The sequence below is a fragment of the Bradyrhizobium sp. T-12 genome, assembly GCF_058314695.1.
The window spans coordinates 3536622-3554046 of sequence record NZ_CM177756.1 but is presented as its reverse complement, the minus strand read 5'-3'; the positions used below and the strand labels follow the sequence as shown (position 1 = coordinate 3554046).

Below are 17425 nucleotides of genomic sequence, written 5' to 3'. Positions count from 1 at the left end.
TCGATCGTGGCCCGGATGGAGCGGAGCACAATCCGGAACAGTGTCCCGCATCTCGCTTCGCTCCGTGCGGGCTACAAGTGTTCCGTCCCCTACTCCGTCCGCCGCAAGAACGCCCCGAACGCCCTTGGGCCGTCGCCGGTCTTGATCTCGCCGACGACCTTCAGCTCAGCCGCGTCGATGATGATAAGCGTGTTGCTCTCCCAGCAGGCCACGATGACGCGCTTGCCGTCAGCGGTCGCCGCGATGCCTTCCGGATAGTCGCCGACATTGATGCGCTTGACCGGCTTCAGGCTCACAAGGTCGAACACGCTGACGGTGCCGCCATATTGGTCCGTGACGAAGCCGCGGCCTTGCGTCAGCGCCACCGCGTAGGGGCGCATGCCGACCTTCACACGGCCGATCTCGCGACCTTCTGCAATGTCGATCACGGAGACGTCGTCGGAGCCGACATTGGCGGTGTAGGCGCGCTTGCCCTCGGCATCGATGGTGACGCCGAACGGACGGGTGCCGACCTTGATCGTCGCCTTGCGCTGGAGTGTTGCGGTGTCGACGACCGAGACGCTGTCGTCGTCGCGGTCCGCCGAGAGCAGCAACTTGCCGTCAGGCGTCACTGCAAGGCCCGATGGCGAGGCGCCGACCGCGATGCTGGCGGCGATGCTGCGCGAGGCCGTATCGATCACCCGCACCGCCGCCGCATACCAGTCCGCGACATAGACGGTCTTGCCATCGGGGGCGACCGCAATGCCGAGCGGTCCGCCGCCGACCTCGATCCGGCCTGCCACCTGGCGCGTCGCGGCGTCCACCACCGTCACCGCCTTGGCGTCGGGGCTCGTGACATAGGCAAAGCGCCCGTCCGCGCTGACCGCAACGCCCGCCGGCTTGCCGCCGATGGGAATGGTTGCCACCGCGCGTGCGGAGGCGAGATCCACGACCATCAGATCGTCGCTGAGCTGGTTGGTGACGAACGCCTCCTCGGCAGCTGCGCTGCCGAGGCTGGCGTGGCAAAGGTTGGCGGCAAGCGCCGCCAGGACCAGAATGCGCACGGTCAGCTGCCGCTCTCGATCTTCTTCTTCAACGCCTCGAGCCCGCTCTTGTAGAGCCCGCTGACCGCGGACTTGGCGGCTTCATCGTTGAGTTCCGGCGGCGGATCGTTGTTGGGAAAGCCGCGGTAGAACGCGCCGGCCCATTCCAGCTTCGACTTGCCGTCGGAAGCCGGCGACACCGTCAAGGTCGAGGAATAATTGGTCACCGGCAGCACCTTCACGTCAACCTTGGTGATCCGGTACGAATAGCTCAGCATGTCGGGCTCGTATTTGTAGAGCTCCTCCTCGACCGTCGCACCGCCCTGCAGAGTCAGCGTCCGCGTCGCGCCGACCTCGTTGCCCTTTTCGCCCGTGGTCTTGGTGACTGGCGGAAGCCAGCTCATGTCCTGGAAATTGCGGATCGCAGCCCAGACCTTGTCTTGCGGCGCATTGATCTCGATGGATTCCCGCACCTTCTGCCGAGTCGGCCCGTGGGCCCCGGCCGGGCCAAAGGTCGCCGTCAAGCCTGCCGCCCCCATGACAGCCAGCGCCGCAGCCACGGCCGTGCGCCGTCCAATCGTCACCCTCATTCTCGTTTCCTCATACGTCCCGTTGATCATGCGCGACTTCGACTGCGCGCTGCGGTCATCCTAGCGCATTTTGGGGCCGAGGGGAGACCGGTTCGTGGCGCCGTTGCGGCGGGGCGCGGCACACCCCCACCACCTGGCCGCGTCGCGCGCCGTCGGTTTGCAGGGCGGGTCACTCCGTGAGCAAACAACGCGCGCATACGACAGGCGCAGCCCGCGTACGGCAAAATCGTGTGGTCCTGGCGCCCGGGGTCTGTGCGCCAAGTCTTGCGGCGACGCGTGCGGTCCAACCGGGCCTTGCGCGTCAGCCATCCGCAAGGTGACGGGGCAATAGTGCAACGCTCCCCGAGGAGAGCACGACATAAGCCGTCAACCCCCTGCGCAGGGAAGGCCGGATGTTTGGCTTCATCTGTATGCCGCTGCGCAGATTCCTTAAGCACACGCTTCGCACAGTGGACCGCGGGTGCCAGCCGGCACCCGGCCTTCCCTGCGCCCTCGGCACTTTTGAGGGCAACAACGACCGCAAAGCTGGGGCACGAAGGGCCGCGAGAACGGGACGGCGCGCGCAATTGAGAATCGAATACGGAGATGAATTCCGCTCTCGTGCCCCGGGCGCGCTATTGCCTTCCACTCCGTCATTGCGAGCGCAGCGAAGCAATCCAGACTGCCGCCGCGGAAAGACTCTGGATTGCTTCGCCGCAAGGGCTCCTACCAATGACCGCGGAGAGAACTACCGTCAAAGACGCTCACCTACTCCCCCAGCGTCGCCTCCACGAAGCCGTGCGGGTCGTCACAGAATTCGCGCATCAAGCGATAATGATCCGTCTCCTCCACCGTCACCGGCTCAAGGCCGTATTTCCCGAGCCGCAGCAGCCGCGCGTTGGGATAGGCCATCAGCATCGGCGCGTGCGTCGCCATGACGACCTGGCAGATCCGGGACTCCTCCATGCGCCGCAACAGCTTCAAGAACTCGATCTGCCGCGCCGGCGACAGCGCCGATTCCGGTTCGTCGAAGATGAAGATGCCCTGGCGCTGACAGCGCTCCTCGAAGAAGCGCAGGAAGCCTTCACCGTGGGAATGCGACAGGAAATCGGGGCCGACCTGACCGGCATCGCGCGCGGCCTTGTCGAGATACCGCGCCACCGAGAAAAAACTCTCGGCGCGAAAAAACCAGCCGTTGGTGATCTTCGGCAGCCAACTCGCGCGCAGCGCCTTGGCGAGTTGGCCACCCATCCTCTCGCGCGCCTCGGAGTGGTCGACCGGCATGTAGCCCTTCCCGCCCCCGGCATCGTCGTAGCCGGCAAGCGCTGCGATGCCCTCGAGGATCGTCGACTTCCCGGTGCCGTTCTCTCCAACGATGATCGTGATGGCGGTGTCGAAATTGAGCTCGAAATCATCTGGCAAGATGGGAAGGCAAAACGGATAGGCCTCGCGATCACCCACCCGCGACGGGTCCAGCCAGACCCGCTTCAGATACGGCGCCGGCAGGTTGATGGTGCGATGACCTCTCCGGCTCATAGTCCGCCTTTCCGCCCGTTCTGCTACAGACAACCCCAAAAGAACATATAGGGAACATAAAATCCATGCAACCGGCAGGCTACGCTGGCGAAATCCCCGGCTGCAGCCTAATCCAGCACCTCCAGCACCAACTCCATCGTCATCAGCACCGGATTGTCGCCGCGGACCAGGCGCCCCTCTGCCAGGCCGCCGGTGTAGTCGACCAGCGCGACATCGAGCGCAGCTTCGAGCATGCTGGACTGCCCGGGCGCGATCAGCCCGCACGTCACGGCAAGCTCGGTCGCAAACGGCTCCGTCGCCCCGCCGTGCGTGAAGCGCGCGCCGATGGTCGAGCCGACCCCGCCATGGATCTTCGCTCGCGCGATGCCCTGCGCGCCGCAGAACTCTTCGAGGCAGGACGCAAAGTCCTGGTTCGGCCGCAGCCGCAGCGCGAATGCGCGGCTTGTCGTGCGCGCGCCCGTGCGCTCAGCGGGCACCGGTCCGAACAGCTTGAAATTGGTCTCGGGATCGGGCTCGGCGGTGAACATCGCGCCGTCGATGCCGAAGGCCTCGACCTCGAACGCTTCGGCGACGACAGTCTCGTCCGGCAGCATGTGGCCACCGCCGGCTTTGCCGTCCGCCTCCGCCCACAGCCCATGGCAATGAAAGAACGGTGCGCCGTCGCGCGTGCCGAGCGTGAGGCTGCCGAGCTTCGTGTGCGTCGTCCCATCCGGCCGATAGGTGTCGCTATAGAACGCCGCGTTCTCGCCGGTCTTCGACAGTGCCGGCATGACATAGGCGAACGGCCCGAGCACGCCGTGCCGGAAGCTGAGGACGCCGCTCGTAAAACCTTCGGCCGCAAAGCCGCGCCGCGCGGCATCCAACAGCGGGACACCCGCCTGAAGCGTGAACGAGAAGGCGCGCCCCCTCGCCTCCACCCATTGGATGCGTTCTGCGACGGGCGCGCCCGGCTGCTTGATGCTCCGCATGGCCTGCACTCAGCCTGCCTTCGTCTTGTCGAGATCGAGCAGGCCGCGGGCCTCGAGCTCGTCGCGCACCATGCGTTTCGGCACCTTGCCATAGCCGGATTTCGGCAAGGCCTCCCAGAAGAAGAACCGCTTCGGCATCTTGTAGCGCGGCACTTTTGGCGAGAGAAACGCGGCCATCTCCGCTTCGCTCACCGGCTTCTCGCCCTCGCGCGCGACGCAGACGGCAACGCCGACCTCACCCCAGGTCGCATCGGGCACGCCGAGCACGGCGACCTCGCCGATCGCGGGATGCGTCAGGATCTTCTCCTCGATCTCGCGCGGATAGATGTTGGAGCCGCCGGAGATGTACATGTCGGAGGCGCGGCCCGTGATGTAGACAAAGCCCTCCTCGTCCATGTGGCCGAGATCGCCGGTGCGAAACCAGCCGTTGCGGAACGCCTTCGCATTGGCTTCGGGATTGTCGTAATAGCCGGCGAGCACGGCAGGCCCGATCACGCAGATCTCGCCGCTTTGGCCCGCCGCGAGCTCGCGACCCTCGTCGTCCTGGATCGACACCTGCATGGCGGTGCGCTCGAAGCCGCAGGTGCCGATCCTGGCATGCGGACTATCCTCAGAGTCGTGCAGCGCCGCCGGCAGCACGGTGATGTTGCCGGTGACTTCGCCCAGGCCGAAATACTGCACGATGACGTTGCCGAGCTTCTTCAGCGCGGTCTTCTGGTCCTCACGATACATCGGCGCACCCGCATAGATCACTTGGCGCAGCGAGGAATGATCGTACTTGTCGGCGGCGGGATGCTCGACCATCATCTTCAAAATCGTCGGCACCGTGAAGAGATTGGCGACCCGATGCGTCTCGATCAGGCGGAACGCCTCGTCGATGTCGAATTTCTCGGTCGGCAGCAGGACGGTGCAGACGCCGCGCGCGGTCTGCACCAGCTGATGCACGCCGGCGCCATGCGACAGCGGTGCCACCACCAGCGAGGCATCATGCTCGGTGACGCCAGGGGTGAGATCGGCGAGATGGTTGGTGACGACGAAACCCATCTGGCCGTGGGTCAAGACGGCGGCCTTGGAACGGCCTGTCGTGCCCGAGGTGAAGAAGAACCAGCAGGGATCGTCGTGCTCGACGGCGACGTTCTCGACCACCTCGCCGGCGCGCGCCGCGATGGCCTCTGCAACCGAGGTCTCGCCGAAGGTGCCCTTGCCGTCGAGGCTCCAGGTGAACTCCAGGGCGCCCCCCTTCACCGCCGCGGCATGCTCGGGGAAATCGACATGGCACAGAAACGCCTTCGCCCCGGAGGCTTCTGCGAGATAAGTGACCTCATCCGGCATCAGACGGAAATTGGTGGGCACCCAGACTGCACCGAGCCGAAATGAAGCGAACATCGAGAAGAACATCTCGTCGCTGTTCTTGGAATGAACGAGGATGCGGTCGCCCTTGGCAATGCCGCGTGCAGCAAGCGCCGCGGCCAACGCCGAGACCTGTGCATCGATCTGCCGCCAGGTCCAGGACCTGTCACCCCAGACAAAGCCGGGACGCGCACCGTGCCGCCGCGCATTCTGGGTCAGCATGTAAGCGAGATTCATGACGCGGCGGGACATGCGCAGGGGCGGCATCGGGCTTCCTCTTCGAGGGCGGACGGCGCTTGGGCTACCCGCTCATTGCAGCCCATTTATCGCCATCACCCGCGCCCCCGCAAGGCCGCCGGCCGCACATCAGCCCTACGGCTGCTTGAACGCGAACGGCGTTGCCGAAATCACCTTCTGCTTGACGCACGCCTGTGGACCAAAGCCGCCGCAAAAGCTGCCATGCAAATCGAAGCGGATGCTGCGCGCGGCGCCGCGCTTCACCGGCGAGGCCATGACCCTGTAGCGGAGGACGTAGCCGTCGAACACCTCGCGCACGCCGCCATCCGGCAGTGTCACCAGGATCTTCATGACGCAGCCGCCGGTTCCGCAATAAGTGGTCTCGCGGTCCCCGCATTTGGTCGCGTTGAAATCGATGATGTAGTCGTCGCGGCCGTCGCCGGTGAGGTCGATCCTGCGCACCGTATCAGGCGCGAAAGTCACCTCGCCGCCGTCCTGGCTGGTACATTCCTCGTTGGCGTAGCGCAGCGCCGTCTGCACGCCGGACGGATAGTCGGACGGATTGAACGGCTTGGCATCCTCGGCGCGCGCGGCGGAGGCGATCAGGGCAAGCAGAAGCATCAGATGGCGCATGGGCGTTGGTCGTCGACGCAAGCGCAATCGTTCAGGGAATTTTAAACATGATCGGCGCACCCTCGCTCAGTCCTCGCGTACAGAGTGTTCCATCATGGTCAAAGCGCCCGCCCTCCTCCTGTTGTCGCTGGCGCTCGCCGGATGTGCCGTGGGTCCTCAAGCGCGCCTGGCGCCCGATCCTGCCTTCAAGCCTGCGCGTTATGCCTGGGACGGCGCCGGCGAGGATCCCAATCGGCCGCATGCAGTCTCGCAACCAACCCGCGCCGCGGCTCGATCCGAGCGCAACGGGTCGCAGGCCGAGCTTCAGCCGCTTTCCAAGGAATGGTGGCAGGCGCAGGACGCCAGCGAGGCCGAGCAGGATGCAAGGGTCAACCGCTCCCTGGTCATCTGCCAGGGCTGCTTGCGCCCACAGCGGCAGCCCGAAGATTCCAGGCTCGCCAAAGCGGCCGACTGAATCGAACTGCAGTTACAATGGAAACCCATCGACCTGATCGCGCGTTACGACTTCGCGCACGAGGACTGGCGATCCCCAAGATGCTGACGGCCTCGCCGCAGAGCCGAGCGGAGACGACATGAGCGCAATCATCGACAACAAGGCCGATCACCGCTTCGAGCTCGAGGTCGAAGGCCACCTTGCGACTGAGCACTACAAGCGCGACGGCAATGTGATCACCTTCGAGCACACCGACGTGCCGAAGGAGCTCGGCGGCAAGGGTGTCGGCTCGAAGCTGGTGCAAGGCGCGCTCGACCAGGTCCGCACGGCCGGATTGAAGGTGATCCCGCAATGTCCGTTCGTGAAGGCGTGGATCGAGAAGCACGCGGACTATCAGGATCTCGTGGCGAGATAGGGACACGGGCCCGCCGCCTGCGGCCAGCGGGCCCGCCGACATCTACGGCTATTGTCCGTGCTTGAGCATGTCCTGGTCAGTCAGGTCCCAGTCCTGCCACAGCTGCAGTACGCCGAGCAGCACGAGCACGGCGCCGAGGCCCGTGTGATAGACGCGGAGAAAGCCGTCGCCGGAATAGCCCATGGCGTAGGGCGAGGCGATGAGCCACAGTCCGATCAGGATCGTCGTCACCTCCTGCCAGCGCTGGAGGGCAACGTATTCGAGCTGGCTGATGCCAAAGACGACCAGACCGATTGCCACCGTGTTCAGGATCACCGTCTGATGTCCTGCAATCGCCGGATCCTGCACGGGAAACCATGGCGAGGCCACGATCACCGCGCCCAGCAGCATCCCGCACCAGTCTTCCCACGTTCGATGAGTATTCAAAAAACCAAAGTCCGACATCGTACCCTCCTATGACAGAGGCACACGTCGGCGGCTGGCGATCACGACTTCCGAATGTCTCGCGACCCTGCCGGCCGCATTCGGACGTATGTCCTGCAAAAGACGTGGGAACCGCGGGCGGCTGCGCAAGAGCAGGATGACGGATTATTTCGACGGCCGCGCGCTGTACGCGGGTCATAACTTTCCTACCGCACCGCGGCTATAGCGCTCCGAGCTTCCGCAGCGAGTCCTGCGCGCTCGCCAGGCCGGGCTTCAACTCCAGCGCCTTCCGAAAATCGACGATCGCGCCCTGCTTGTCGCCAAGCCGCAAACGGGCCTGCCCGCGATTATTCCACGAGAACGCGTCCGTGGGATCGTATTGCAACGCCTTGTCGTAGTCGGAAACACCGCCCTTGTTGTCGCCCTGGAAGAGGCGGATCATGCCACGATTGCGCCAGCCGCGCGCGTCGGTCGGCGCGAGGCGGATGGCCTCGCCATAGTCCGCAGCGGCACGGTCGAGCTGCTCGGTGTCCCGGTAGACGTTGCCGCGATCGATATAGGCGAGCAGATCGGGCGCAAGCTTGATCCGCATCGTATAGTCGGCGAGCGCATGTGCGGTGTCGTGCTTGCGGTAATAGACGAGACCGCGATTGCCATAGGCCATTGCGGAATTCGGGTTGCGCTTGATCGCCGCATCGAAATCGGTCAGGGCGCCGTCGAGGTCGCCCTTGTTGAAGCGGGACTCGCCACGATTGTTGTAGGCCAGCGCCAACGAAGGATCGAGCTTGATGGCCTGGTCGTAATCGGCAATGGCGCGGTCGTAGTCGCGTTTGAACGAATAGACGCGGCCGCGATTGTTGTGGGGGCAGGCATAATCCGGAGCGAGCCTGATCGCTTCGTCGAGATCGGACAGCGCGGCGTCTAGCTCGCGCTTCTCGGTAAGACCATGGCCGCGGTTGCAATAGGCCCCGGCGAGCCTGCGGCCGCTCTCACTCTTGGTGTCGATCACGGTGGAGCAGGCCTTGACCCGCTGGTCCGGCGTGCTGGTCAGCCCCACGCAGGCATCCCAGGCCGGGCCGCCTTCGGCCGCAGCCGGCGCCGTCACGGTGAGCGTGGCAAGCACGACCATGAGACTGAACCGGACACGCATTTTACGGATATCTCCCCTGCGACAACCATCCTTGGTCGCACCTTGGCAAGGGCCGGTTCAGACGCCTAGATCAGGGAAAAGCAGTACGCCGGAAGGATCTTGCATGGCCGCATCGGTACGGGACAACAAGGACAGGGGCCGCTTCGAGCTCGATGTCGGCAACGACATCGCCTTCGCCAATTACCGGCTGACCCCGACGGCGGTCATCATCACCCATACCGAGACGCCGCGGGCGTTGCGCGGCCGCGGCATCGCCTCCGAGCTGGTCAAGGGCGCGCTGGATCTGATCCGGCGCGACGGCAGGAAGGTGATCGCCGGCTGCGGCTTCGTCGTCGACTATCTCGACAGGCATCCGGAGGACGCGGATCTCGTCGCCTGAAAGCAAAAGGGCCCGCGAGCGGGCCCTTCCGGCACGACCGGAGTTCGGTCAGTGCTTGCGGTCAGTGCTTGATCTCGGGCGGCAGCTTGCCGCCATTGGCGGCGAGCTTGGACATCACCTGCTTGTGCAGCCAGACGTTCATGCTGGCGGAGTCGTTCATGTCGCCGGTATAGCCGAGCTCCTTGGCGAGGTCCTTGCGCGCGGCGAGGCTGGAATCGATGTCGAGCGCCTTCATCAGGTCGACGATCGAGGTCCGCCATTCGAGCTTCTCGCCCTTGTGCGCGGCCACCGCCTTGTCGACGATCGCGGCAACGTCGACCGCTGCCATGGGCGCGGCAGCCGGCGCCGACGCCCCCGGCGCGGCTCCGGCCGGTGAAGCTGCGCCACCGGCGGGCGCGGCGGATGCCGGCTGGCCACCGAAGATCGCGCTCATGATTTTACCGAAAATGCTCATATCTGCTCCCCGAAAAGGATCCGTTGGAAGGGCCTTGAGTGGTACTTATAGACCAAGTCACTGCGTTGCGCCCGCGAAGTTCTGCGAACCGACACGCAGCATCAGCTTATCTGCGGCGAAATGACGACCGAATGACGCCGCCGAAAGTTGCGCTGCGGCATCGAATTTCACCCAAGCGTGAGGGACAGGACTCGGAAATGGGCGTACGCTTTGCGTTCAGCTCGCGATGCCTTCCGGAATTCGCGTCTGGTCGGACTCGCGAAACTCAAGAATGGCGGCCGCTCGCGCCGTTTGCCGGCGTGGATTCGGCCGCTCGGCAAGGGAGCTAGCGACCATGGCCACACTCTACCAGGGCAATGTCCCCACGATGGGCCGGACCGGAGATGCGGCCGGACCGGTGATCCGAACCATCCAACTCTCCGATCTGCACGATGCGCTCCGACGCGGCTGGGACGATTTCAAGGCCGTTCCGAGCCACGCCATCATCCTCTGCGTGATCTATCCGGTGCTCGGCCTCGTGCTCGCCCGCGTGGTGATGGGCTATTCGGTGCTGCCGCTGCTGTTTCCGCTGGCCGCCGGCTTCGCGTTGATTGGCCCCTTCGCGGCGCTGGGTCTCTACGAGCTGTCCAGCCGGCGCGAGCGCTATGAAGAAGCCAGTGCCTGGGATGCCATGGAGGTGCTTCGCTCGCCTTCGTTCGGGGCGATGCTCGGCCTCGGCACGCTGCTGCTCGCTCTGTTCGTGACCTGGGTTGCAACTGCGCAGGCGATCTACGTCGCGGCGTTCGGTTATGAGGGCGCAAGCGGCATCTCGGACTTCATGACCCGCGTGCTGACGACGCAGCAAGGCTGGTGGCTGATCGTGGTTGGCTGCGGCGTCGGCTTCCTGTTCGCTCTCGCCGCGCTTTGCCTCAGTGCCGTGTCGTTCCCGCTGATGCTGGACCGCCATGCCGGCGCGTTCGAGGCGATGAGCACCTCACTGCGCGTCGTCGCAAGGAACCCGGTGCCGATGGCAGCCTGGGGCCTGATCGTCGCGGTGCTGCTCGCGCTCGGCACCATCCCGGCCTTCCTCGGCCTTGCCGTGGTGATCCCCCTGCTCGGCCATGCCACCTGGCATCTCTATCGCAAGGTGATCGTCTCGGAGCCCGGTGCACGCCCGGTGCCGCCCCCGCCGCCTCGTCCGCGCAAGCCTGCGGCCGACTTCCCGGCCAACCTCTTCCCCTGGCGAAACAGGACGGACGCCTGACGATATCGTGACATGCGATCCTGCCCGACCTCGGGCAGGATCGCGCCCTGTCCCACGCCTTGCTTTGGCCGCGGTTCCGACCGAGATTGCGCGCCGCCGGCCAGATCGCTTCACGGAATTCATTGACTCGAATGACCTCGACGATTTCTCGTCTCGCTCTCGCAGCCTTCGCCCTCTCCGCATCCATCCTGTCCGCCCAGCCGGCGCTCGCCGCCGTCGCCTGCGGCTCGGGTAATTTCGATGCCTGGCTTGCGGAGTTCAAAACCGACGCTGCGGCCAAGGGCATCTCACAACAGGCCATCGCATCGGGTCTCGCCGGCGTGACGCTGGATCAGAGCGTGCTCAACCGCGACCGCTCGCAAAAGGTCTTCAGCCAGACCTTCGAGGAGTTTTCCGGTCGCATGGTGCCGCCGCGCCTCGAGCGTGGCTCCAACAGGATGAAGCAGTACGGCTCGGTGCTGTCGCGCATCGAGCAGACTTACGGCGTTCCCGGCGAGGTCCTGGTCGCGATCTGGGGCCTGGAAACGGATTTCGGCGTCAACACCGGCAAGTTCGCCACGATCCGCTCGCTGGCAACGCTGGCCTATGACTGCCGGCGCGCCGAGCAGTTCCGCGCCGAGCTGATGGATGCGCTGCGCATCGTCCAGCGCGGCGATCTCGCGCCAGCCGAGATGAAGGGCGCCTGGGCCGGCGAACTCGGCCAGACCCAGTTCATGCCGTCGTCCTGGATGAAATACGCCGTCGATTTCGACGGCAACGGCAAGCGCGACCTCTTGCACAACGCGCCCGACGTGCTCGCCTCCACCGCCAATTATCTCGCCGGCTATGGCTGGCAGAAGGGCAAGGATTGGCAGCCGGGCAGCCCGAATTTCGAGGTGCTCAAGCAGTGGAACAAGAGCGAGGTCTATTCCAAGACCGTCGCCTATTTCGCCACGCAGCTCGCACGCGCGCCTTAAGCACATCGGCCTGAACGCCCCGCAGACACCCCGCGCGCCATCCCTCTACGCGCTGGCTCGCCAAGGGCCCGTGCGCGTCATCTCACGAAAATCGAATTTTCACGCGTCGATCGATCCCATAAACTGAACTAATATTCATTCATAGACGATTTTACCTATGCGAATCACGCAGACGAGAGTTGGGTCCAGTCGCTGTTTTGTACGCTTCCGCTCGGCCCCGGGGCAGCATATTTCCGCGATGATCCAGATCAAAAGATGCCCCCTAAGTCCGTGATGTTACGGGTATTTGTAGCTGATTCCGCACGACTATGGCTAGGTTTTGGGCGGGACCGCCTTCCGGTTAATCGTCCGTTACCTGCGTTATGCGCTGATCGCTTAGCTGCATCGCAACATCGGAACTTCCGCACTGCAATACTCTCTTCTATATTCATTTCAACGATGAGGCCGACTAAGGGCTGAATCGAACTACAGGAGACTACCTATGCTGCTCTCGCTCATCCGCATGATCCAGGCCTTCCGGGACTATCAGCGCAATGTTGCCGAGCTGTCCCAGCTCAGCGATCGCGAACTGGCCGATATCGGCCTTGATCGCTCGGACATCCCGCGCGTTGCCGCCGGTCAGTATCAGGGCTGATATCCGCTCAGCCCCTCACCGGAACGGACCGATAGCGCCCGCCTCGTGCGGGCGTTGTCGTATCTGGTGGCAGAAAACTCGATCTCGGCGATTCCACTCTCCGCCGAAAAGCGCTACCTGTCCGCCCCATGACAGCCCCCCTATCCAACCCCGTGCACGTGATCGGCGCCGGTCTCGCCGGCTCTGAAGCCGCCTGGCAGGTGGCGAAAGCCGGCGTGCCCGTGGTGCTGCACGAGATGCGGCCGGACCGCATGACCGAAGCGCATCGCACCGACGGGCTCGCCGAGCTCGTCTGCTCCAATTCGTTCCGCTCGGACGACGCCGCCAACAACGCTGTCGGCCTCCTGCATGCGGAGATGCGCCGGCTTGGTTCGCTGATCATGCGCGCGGCCGATGCCAACCAGGTGCCCGCCGGCGGGGCGCTGGCGGTCGACCGCGACGGCTTCTCCGCCGCCGTCACCAAGGCCCTCAACGACCATCCCCTGATCGAGATCGCCCGCGGCGAGGTTTCAGGGTTGCCGCCGGCCGATTGGAGCAACGTGATCGTTGCCACCGGACCCCTTACCTCCGCGCCGCTGGCCGAGGCCATCCGCGCGCTGACCGACGAGAACGCGCTCGCCTTCTTCGATGCGATCGCGCCGATCGTCCACCGCGAATCCATCGACATGTCGATCGCCTGGTTCCAGTCGCGCTACGACAAGGTCGGCCCTGGCGGCACCGGCGCCGACTACATCAATTGCCCCATGACCAAGGAGCAGTATGACGGCTTCGTCGCCGCGCTGATCGCGGGCGAGAAGACCGAGTTCAAGGAATGGGAGACCAACACGCCCTATTTCGACGGCTGCCTGCCGATCGAAGTGATGGCGGAGCGCGGTCCCGAGACGCTGCGTCACGGCCCGATGAAGCCGGTCGGTCTCACCAACCCGCATGATCCCACTACCAAGGCCTATGCCATCGTGCAGCTGCGCCAGGACAACAAGCTCGGCACGCTCTACAACATCGTCGGCTTCCAGACCAAGCTGAAGTACGGCGAGCAGCAGCGCATCTTCCGCACCATTCCGGGGCTGGAGAACGCCGAATTCGCCCGCCTCGGCGGCCTGCATCGCAACACCTTCCTGAACTCGCCAAAGCTGCTCGACAGTCAGTTGCGCCTGCGCGCCCAGCCGCGGCTGCGCTTTGCCGGCCAGATGACGGGCTGCGAGGGCTATGTGGAATCCGCCAGCGTCGGCCTGATCGCCGGTCTCTATGCGGCCGCGGATGCGCGCGGCGAGACGCTGGTCAGTCCGCCAGGCACCACCGCGCTCGGATCGCTGCTCGGCCACATCACCGGCGGCCATATCGAGACCATCGAACCGGGCACGCGCTCGTTCCAACCGATGAACATCAATTTCGGCCTGTTCCCGCCGCTCGCGACCGTGCCGACCAAGAAGCCGGACGGCACGCGGCTGCGCGGCAACGAGAAGACGGTGGCCAAGAAGCAGGCGATGAGCGCGCGGGCGCTCGCCGATCTCGATCGCTGGATCGCCGATCACCTGCGCATCGCCGCCGCCGCGTGAGTCCAAGATGAGCCTCCCCAAAGACGACGCCGCGGCGCTCTCGGCGCGCTGGACCGAGGGCGTGCTGCTCAAGCGCGACGTGTTCTCGACCGTCGAGCGCGGCCGCTTCCGCGGCGACGGCGGCGAGGTCGACGCCGTGCTGCGCCGGCTCGACGAAGTGCCGTGGTGGTCATTCCTGCTGGCGCGTCATCTGTTCGCGCGCGAAAAGCACGCTCTGGCGCGCGCCAAGGGCCTCGATATCGGCCCCGAGCTGCTCTGGGCGGGACAGCGGGCGCTGGTGCGCGGCTTCGTCGACGGCGCCGCATTGCATCTGGCAAAGCCGCACGGCGACCTCGCCTATTTCCGTTCCGCCAAGGCGGCACTGCGCCGGCTGCGCCGTGCCGGGATCTGCCACAACGATCTTGCCAAGGAGCAGAACTGGCTGGTCGGCCGTGATGGCCGCGCCTATGTGACCGACTTCCAGCTCGCGGCCTGCTTTGACCGACGCGGCCGGCTCTATCGCATCCTCGCCTATGAAGATCTTCGGCATCTGCTCAAGCACAAGCGCTCCTATGCGCCCGAGGCGCTGACCCCGCGCGAGCGAAAGATTCTCGCGAAGAAGTCCTTTGCCGCGAGCCTGTGGCTCGCCACCGGCAAGAAGGTCTATCGCGCCATCACGCGCGGCCTGTTCAACTTCACCGACCGCGAAGGCGGCGGCCGCCGGCTGGTCAATGATGCGCCGGTGCTGACGGCGTTGATCCGCAAGAATCCGGCCGTGCGCGACACCGCCATCGTCGCGTTTGCCGACCGCCGCTCCGGCGTCGGTCTCTATGCCTTCGTCGAGGCGGACCAGGCCACGCTCGAAGGCCAGTTGCGAAACGAGCTGACGGCCGCGAAGGGGCCGAAGCCGCCGGAGCACATTCAGGTCGTGCACGCGCTGCCGCGCGACACCAGCGGCAAGCCGCGCACCGAGATCCTGCAACTGGTTGCCATGAACCAGCTCGACCTGATCGAGCCGTTGATGAAGAACGACCAGGACCGCGCCTTCCTCAAGGACATCCTGGAACAGCGGAAAAACCTGCGCGACCGCTTCAACTTCGAAGCGGATCTGCCGGCAAGCTAGCGCCTTGAAGCGTCCACATTGACGATAGAGAAGCGGTCGGATCATTCGGGCGTGGCGGGATCATGGGCATTCGGGGGACGATGATGCGTCGTGGGGTTGGCGGAATGATCGCCGGCCTTCTGCTGCTGGCGGGCACGCCCGCGATGGCCGAGTCTCCGGCCAAGTTGATCTCCAGCTTCCGACTCAAGCACGGCGAAGTCCGCGTCGTCCGCGACGCCACCCTGGACCGCATCGCCATGGACCAGGCGAAGGCGATGGCGGCGAAGGACGATCTCAGCCATGACGCCCTCGGACCGTTCAACCGCCGCGTCGCGCCGGCCGGTGCGGGCCGCGCCGCCGAGAACATCGCCTACGGCTACGACAATTTCGAGAAGACGCTCGGACAGTGGATCGACTCGTCCGGCCATCGCAAGAACCTGCTGCTGCACAACGCCTCCCGCGTCGGCATCGCCAGCGCCAGGAACGCCAGCGGCAAGCGCACTTATTGGGCGATGGTGATCGCCGGCGATTATGAGCCGAAGGGCAAGGGCAAGAAGAAAGACAAAGAGCCCGTCGTTGCCGTGAAACGCGAGGTCGCGCCCGCGAGCAAGCCCAAATCCGCGTCCAAGCCCAAATCGAGCAGCTGCCACGTCAAGCTGCTCGGCCTCTGCATTTGAGACGAGCCGCCGCGCGGCATGCGCTGTTGCGTGCGCCTCTCCTGCCAGCCAATATGGCTGCGCCGCTGTCCCGATCATCCCGAGGCAACCAATGGCCAAGAAATACACAGCTCAATGCGCCTGTGGCGCCATCAAGTTCGAGTTCGACACCAACCCGAGCTTCATCGCCAATTGCCATTGCAACGACTGCAAGCGCGCCTCGGGCGGCGAGATGGCGACGTTCTTCGCAGTGCCGGAGGACGACTTCACGATCCTCAGCGGCAAGCCGAAGGCCTTTCACTACATAGCGAACTCCGGCAAGGGCCTGGACCGCAATTTCTGCCCCGAATGCGGCGCTCGGATATTCACTTCGAACCTCGACAGTTTCCCCAAGACGGTTTTCGTGCAATTGGGAAGCCTGGACCGGCCCGACCTGGTCGCACCGAAGCTCGAGATGTTCACCAAGCGCCGACTGGCCTGGAACACGCCTCTCAACCTGCCGCAGTTCGAAGAAATGCCGCATTGATGCGGCGCGGCGGAGATCCTGACGTGATTGACCTCGACCGAATTCGTGCCGACACGCCAGCCACCAGCCGGCTCGCCTATCTTCACAACGCGGGCGCTGGCCTAATGCCGAGGCCGGTTGTCGCGGCGATGAAGGAACACATCGATCTCGAAAGCGAGATCGGAGGCTACGCCGCGGCCGATCGCGAGGCCGAGCGGCTCGACGCGGTCTACGGCTCGGTGGCGCGCCTGCTCAATGCCGCGCCGGACGAGATCGCGCTGGTGGAGAACGCCACCGTTGCCTGGCAGATGGCGTTCTATTCACTTCCGTTTCGCAAGGGCGACCGCATCCTGACCGCCGAGGCGGAATACGCCGCCAACTATGTCGCCTTCCTCCAGGTCGCCAAGCGCACCGGCGCGGTCATCGACGTAGTGCCGAGCGATACCAGCGGCGAGCTCGACATCGGCGCGCTCGAACGGATGATCGACGGTCGGGTGAAGCTGATTGCGATCACCTGGGTTCCGACCAATGGCGGGCTGGTCAATCCGGCGGCGGCGATCGGCAAGATCGCGCGGGCGCACGGCGTTCCCTACCTGCTCGACGCCTGCCAGGCGGTCGGCCAGATGGAGGTCGACGTGGAAGCCATCGGCTGTGACATGCTATCGGCCACGGGACGCAAATTCCTGCGCGGCCCGCGCGGCACGGGCTTTCTCTACATTCGCCGCGCGCTGCTGCAACGGCTGGAGCCGCCGATGATCGACCACTTTGCGGCGCCATGGGTCTCGCGAGACGCCTATCAACTACGGGACGATGCCCGCCGTTTCGAGACCTGGGAGAACAACTACGCGGCCCGGCTTGGGCTTGGCGCGGCCGTCGACTACGCCCTCGATATCGGTATCGCCCCGATCGAGCAGCGCTGCCGCCTGCTAGCCGGCCGTCTTCGCGGCGGCCTCGCCGCCCTTCCCGGCGTCACCATCCGCGACCTCGGCCGCACGCCGGGCGCCATCGTCAGCTTCACGATGGACGGGCACGAGGCAGACGCGATTGTCGCCAGTGCCGCCACGGCCGGCATCACGATCGGCGCTTCAGATCCGGCGAGCACGCGCATCGATGCCGAACTTCGCGCGTTGCCGCATGTGGTGCGGGCCTCACCGCATTATTACAACACGGAATCCGAGGTCGACCGGCTGATCGCGCATCTGGCGGGTTTGGCGTCCCGGTAGCG

Annotated in this window: 20 protein-coding genes; 11 read left to right on the top strand and 9 right to left on the bottom strand. The window is 65.1% G+C overall.

All coding sequences use genetic code 11. The features are described from left to right. Window positions 1-89: 89 nt before the first annotated feature. From AC0WRY_RS16675 to AC0WRY_RS16650, 6 genes are all read right to left on the bottom strand, one after another. On the bottom strand, window positions 90-1043 hold the full coding sequence (locus AC0WRY_RS16675) for a YVTN family beta-propeller repeat protein (RefSeq protein WP_491123428.1): 954 nt from the start codon (window positions 1041-1043) through the stop codon (window positions 90-92). Between the two features lie 2 nt (window positions 1044-1045). Beyond that, the gene (locus tag AC0WRY_RS16670) at window positions 1046-1612 is read right to left on the bottom strand and encodes an SRPBCC family protein (protein ID WP_491123427.1); all 567 of its coding nucleotides are present in this window, start codon (window positions 1610-1612) and stop codon (window positions 1046-1048) included. 747 nt (window positions 1613-2359) lie between these two features. Further along, window positions 2360-3127 carry an AAA family ATPase gene (locus AC0WRY_RS16665; protein WP_212068592.1) on the bottom strand — a complete coding sequence of 256 codons (768 nt, stop codon included), beginning with the start codon at window positions 3125-3127 and terminating at the stop codon, window positions 2360-2362. Between the two features lie 107 nt (window positions 3128-3234). Continuing rightward, window positions 3235-4095, bottom strand: coding sequence for a PCC domain-containing protein (locus tag AC0WRY_RS16660; protein WP_491123426.1), 861 nt, complete (start codon window positions 4093-4095; stop codon window positions 3235-3237). 9 nt (window positions 4096-4104) lie between these two features. Beyond that, window positions 4105-5712, bottom strand: a complete 1608-nt coding sequence (locus AC0WRY_RS16655; protein WP_491123425.1) for an acyl-CoA synthetase — start codon at window positions 5710-5712, stop codon at window positions 4105-4107. Between the two features lie 105 nt (window positions 5713-5817). Beyond that, window positions 5818-6315 (bottom strand): hypothetical protein, encoded by a 498-nt coding sequence (locus AC0WRY_RS16650; RefSeq protein ID WP_491123424.1) that lies wholly within the window; start codon window positions 6313-6315, stop codon window positions 5818-5820. A gap of 94 nt (window positions 6316-6409) precedes the next feature. Here AC0WRY_RS16650 and AC0WRY_RS16645 point away from each other — a divergent pair, with 94 nt between their 5' ends. Both AC0WRY_RS16645 and AC0WRY_RS16640 read left to right on the top strand, forming a co-directional pair. Continuing rightward, window positions 6410-6769 (top strand): hypothetical protein, encoded by a 360-nt coding sequence (locus AC0WRY_RS16645; protein ID WP_491123423.1) that lies wholly within the window; start codon window positions 6410-6412, stop codon window positions 6767-6769. A gap of 118 nt (window positions 6770-6887) precedes the next feature. Further along, complete coding sequence (locus tag AC0WRY_RS16640) at window positions 6888-7163, top strand: GNAT family N-acetyltransferase (RefSeq protein WP_194408005.1); 276 nt, start codon at window positions 6888-6890, stop codon at window positions 7161-7163. 48 nt (window positions 7164-7211) lie between these two features. Here AC0WRY_RS16640 and AC0WRY_RS16635 read toward each other — a convergent pair whose 3' ends face one another. Continuing rightward, window positions 7212-7607 (bottom strand): SPW repeat domain-containing protein, encoded by a 396-nt coding sequence (locus tag AC0WRY_RS16635; protein ID WP_194408004.1) that lies wholly within the window; start codon window positions 7605-7607, stop codon window positions 7212-7214. A 199-nt stretch (window positions 7608-7806) separates the two neighbouring features. Continuing rightward, a complete protein-coding gene (locus tag AC0WRY_RS16630; protein ID WP_194408003.1) occupies window positions 7807-8736 on the bottom strand; it encodes a tetratricopeptide repeat protein in 930 nt (309 codons plus the stop codon). A 103-nt stretch (window positions 8737-8839) separates the two neighbouring features. Here AC0WRY_RS16630 and AC0WRY_RS16625 point away from each other — a divergent pair, with 103 nt between their 5' ends. Then, complete coding sequence (locus AC0WRY_RS16625) at window positions 8840-9115, top strand: GNAT family N-acetyltransferase (RefSeq protein WP_194408002.1); 276 nt, start codon at window positions 8840-8842, stop codon at window positions 9113-9115. A gap of 61 nt (window positions 9116-9176) precedes the next feature. On the opposite strand, the gene AC0WRY_RS16620 is transcribed toward AC0WRY_RS16625, so the two are convergent. Beyond that, complete coding sequence (locus tag AC0WRY_RS16620) at window positions 9177-9569, bottom strand: DUF3597 domain-containing protein (RefSeq protein WP_491123422.1); 393 nt, start codon at window positions 9567-9569, stop codon at window positions 9177-9179. A gap of 334 nt (window positions 9570-9903) precedes the next feature. On the opposite strand from AC0WRY_RS16620, the gene AC0WRY_RS16615 reads away from it, so the two are divergent. The 8 genes from AC0WRY_RS16615 (at window position 9904) to AC0WRY_RS16580 (ending at window position 17423) form a co-directional block, all read left to right on the top strand. Beyond that, entirely contained in the window at window positions 9904-10812 is a 909-nt protein-coding gene (locus tag AC0WRY_RS16615) for a DUF2189 domain-containing protein (protein WP_194408000.1), read from the top strand. Between the two features lie 131 nt (window positions 10813-10943). Further along, complete coding sequence (locus AC0WRY_RS16610) at window positions 10944-11768, top strand: lytic murein transglycosylase (RefSeq protein WP_211416920.1); 825 nt, start codon at window positions 10944-10946, stop codon at window positions 11766-11768. Between the two features lie 481 nt (window positions 11769-12249). Continuing rightward, on the top strand, window positions 12250-12402 hold the full coding sequence (locus AC0WRY_RS16605; protein WP_007590701.1) for a DUF1127 domain-containing protein: 153 nt from the start codon (window positions 12250-12252) through the stop codon (window positions 12400-12402). A 128-nt stretch (window positions 12403-12530) separates the two neighbouring features. After that, a complete protein-coding gene (gene trmFO / locus AC0WRY_RS16600; protein WP_491123421.1) occupies window positions 12531-13958 on the top strand; it encodes a methylenetetrahydrofolate--tRNA-(uracil(54)-C(5))-methyltransferase (FADH(2)-oxidizing) TrmFO in 1428 nt (475 codons plus the stop codon). Window positions 13959-13965: 7 nt separating this feature from the next. Beyond that, window positions 13966-15060 (top strand): serine/threonine protein kinase, encoded by a 1095-nt coding sequence (locus tag AC0WRY_RS16595; protein WP_194407997.1) that lies wholly within the window; start codon window positions 13966-13968, stop codon window positions 15058-15060. An 83-nt stretch (window positions 15061-15143) separates the two neighbouring features. Further along, on the top strand, window positions 15144-15716 hold the full coding sequence (locus AC0WRY_RS16590) for a CAP domain-containing protein (RefSeq protein ID WP_491123420.1): 573 nt from the start codon (window positions 15144-15146) through the stop codon (window positions 15714-15716). Between the two features lie 91 nt (window positions 15717-15807). Next, a complete protein-coding gene (locus tag AC0WRY_RS16585; RefSeq protein ID WP_194407995.1) occupies window positions 15808-16221 on the top strand; it encodes a GFA family protein in 414 nt (137 codons plus the stop codon). 23 nt (window positions 16222-16244) lie between these two features. Further along, entirely contained in the window at window positions 16245-17423 is a 1179-nt protein-coding gene (locus AC0WRY_RS16580; RefSeq protein WP_491123419.1) for an aminotransferase class V-fold PLP-dependent enzyme, read from the top strand. Window positions 17424-17425: the final 2 nt, after the last annotated feature.

Coding starts and splice junctions, on each gene's coding strand:
- AC0WRY_RS16670 (WP_491123427.1), bottom strand. CDS start 1,612: ATGAGGGTGACGATTGGACGGCGCACGGCCGTGGCTGCGGCGCTGGCT.
- AC0WRY_RS16665 (WP_212068592.1), bottom strand. CDS start 3,127: ATGAGCCGGAGAGGTCATCGCACCATCAACCTGCCGGCGCCGTATCTG.
- AC0WRY_RS16660 (WP_491123426.1), bottom strand. CDS start 4,095: ATGCGGAGCATCAAGCAGCCGGGCGCGCCCGTCGCAGAACGCATCCAA.
- AC0WRY_RS16655 (WP_491123425.1), bottom strand. CDS start 5,712: ATGCCGCCCCTGCGCATGTCCCGCCGCGTCATGAATCTCGCTTACATG.
- AC0WRY_RS16650 (WP_491123424.1), bottom strand. CDS start 6,315: ATGCGCCATCTGATGCTTCTGCTTGCCCTGATCGCCTCCGCCGCGCGC.
- AC0WRY_RS16645 (WP_491123423.1), top strand. CDS start 6,410: ATGGTCAAAGCGCCCGCCCTCCTCCTGTTGTCGCTGGCGCTCGCCGGA.
- AC0WRY_RS16640 (WP_194408005.1), top strand. CDS start 6,888: ATGAGCGCAATCATCGACAACAAGGCCGATCACCGCTTCGAGCTCGAG.
- AC0WRY_RS16635 (WP_194408004.1), bottom strand. CDS start 7,607: ATGTCGGACTTTGGTTTTTTGAATACTCATCGAACGTGGGAAGACTGG.
- AC0WRY_RS16630 (WP_194408003.1), bottom strand. CDS start 8,736: ATGCGTGTCCGGTTCAGTCTCATGGTCGTGCTTGCCACGCTCACCGTG.
- AC0WRY_RS16625 (WP_194408002.1), top strand. CDS start 8,840: ATGGCCGCATCGGTACGGGACAACAAGGACAGGGGCCGCTTCGAGCTC.
- AC0WRY_RS16620 (WP_491123422.1), bottom strand. CDS start 9,569: ATGAGCATTTTCGGTAAAATCATGAGCGCGATCTTCGGTGGCCAGCCG.
- AC0WRY_RS16615 (WP_194408000.1), top strand. CDS start 9,904: ATGGCCACACTCTACCAGGGCAATGTCCCCACGATGGGCCGGACCGGA.
- AC0WRY_RS16610 (WP_211416920.1), top strand. CDS start 10,944: ATGACCTCGACGATTTCTCGTCTCGCTCTCGCAGCCTTCGCCCTCTCC.
- AC0WRY_RS16605 (WP_007590701.1), top strand. CDS start 12,250: ATGCTGCTCTCGCTCATCCGCATGATCCAGGCCTTCCGGGACTATCAG.
- trmFO (WP_491123421.1), top strand. CDS start 12,531: ATGACAGCCCCCCTATCCAACCCCGTGCACGTGATCGGCGCCGGTCTC.
- AC0WRY_RS16595 (WP_194407997.1), top strand. CDS start 13,966: ATGAGCCTCCCCAAAGACGACGCCGCGGCGCTCTCGGCGCGCTGGACC.
- AC0WRY_RS16590 (WP_491123420.1), top strand. CDS start 15,144: ATGCGTCGTGGGGTTGGCGGAATGATCGCCGGCCTTCTGCTGCTGGCG.
- AC0WRY_RS16585 (WP_194407995.1), top strand. CDS start 15,808: ATGGCCAAGAAATACACAGCTCAATGCGCCTGTGGCGCCATCAAGTTC.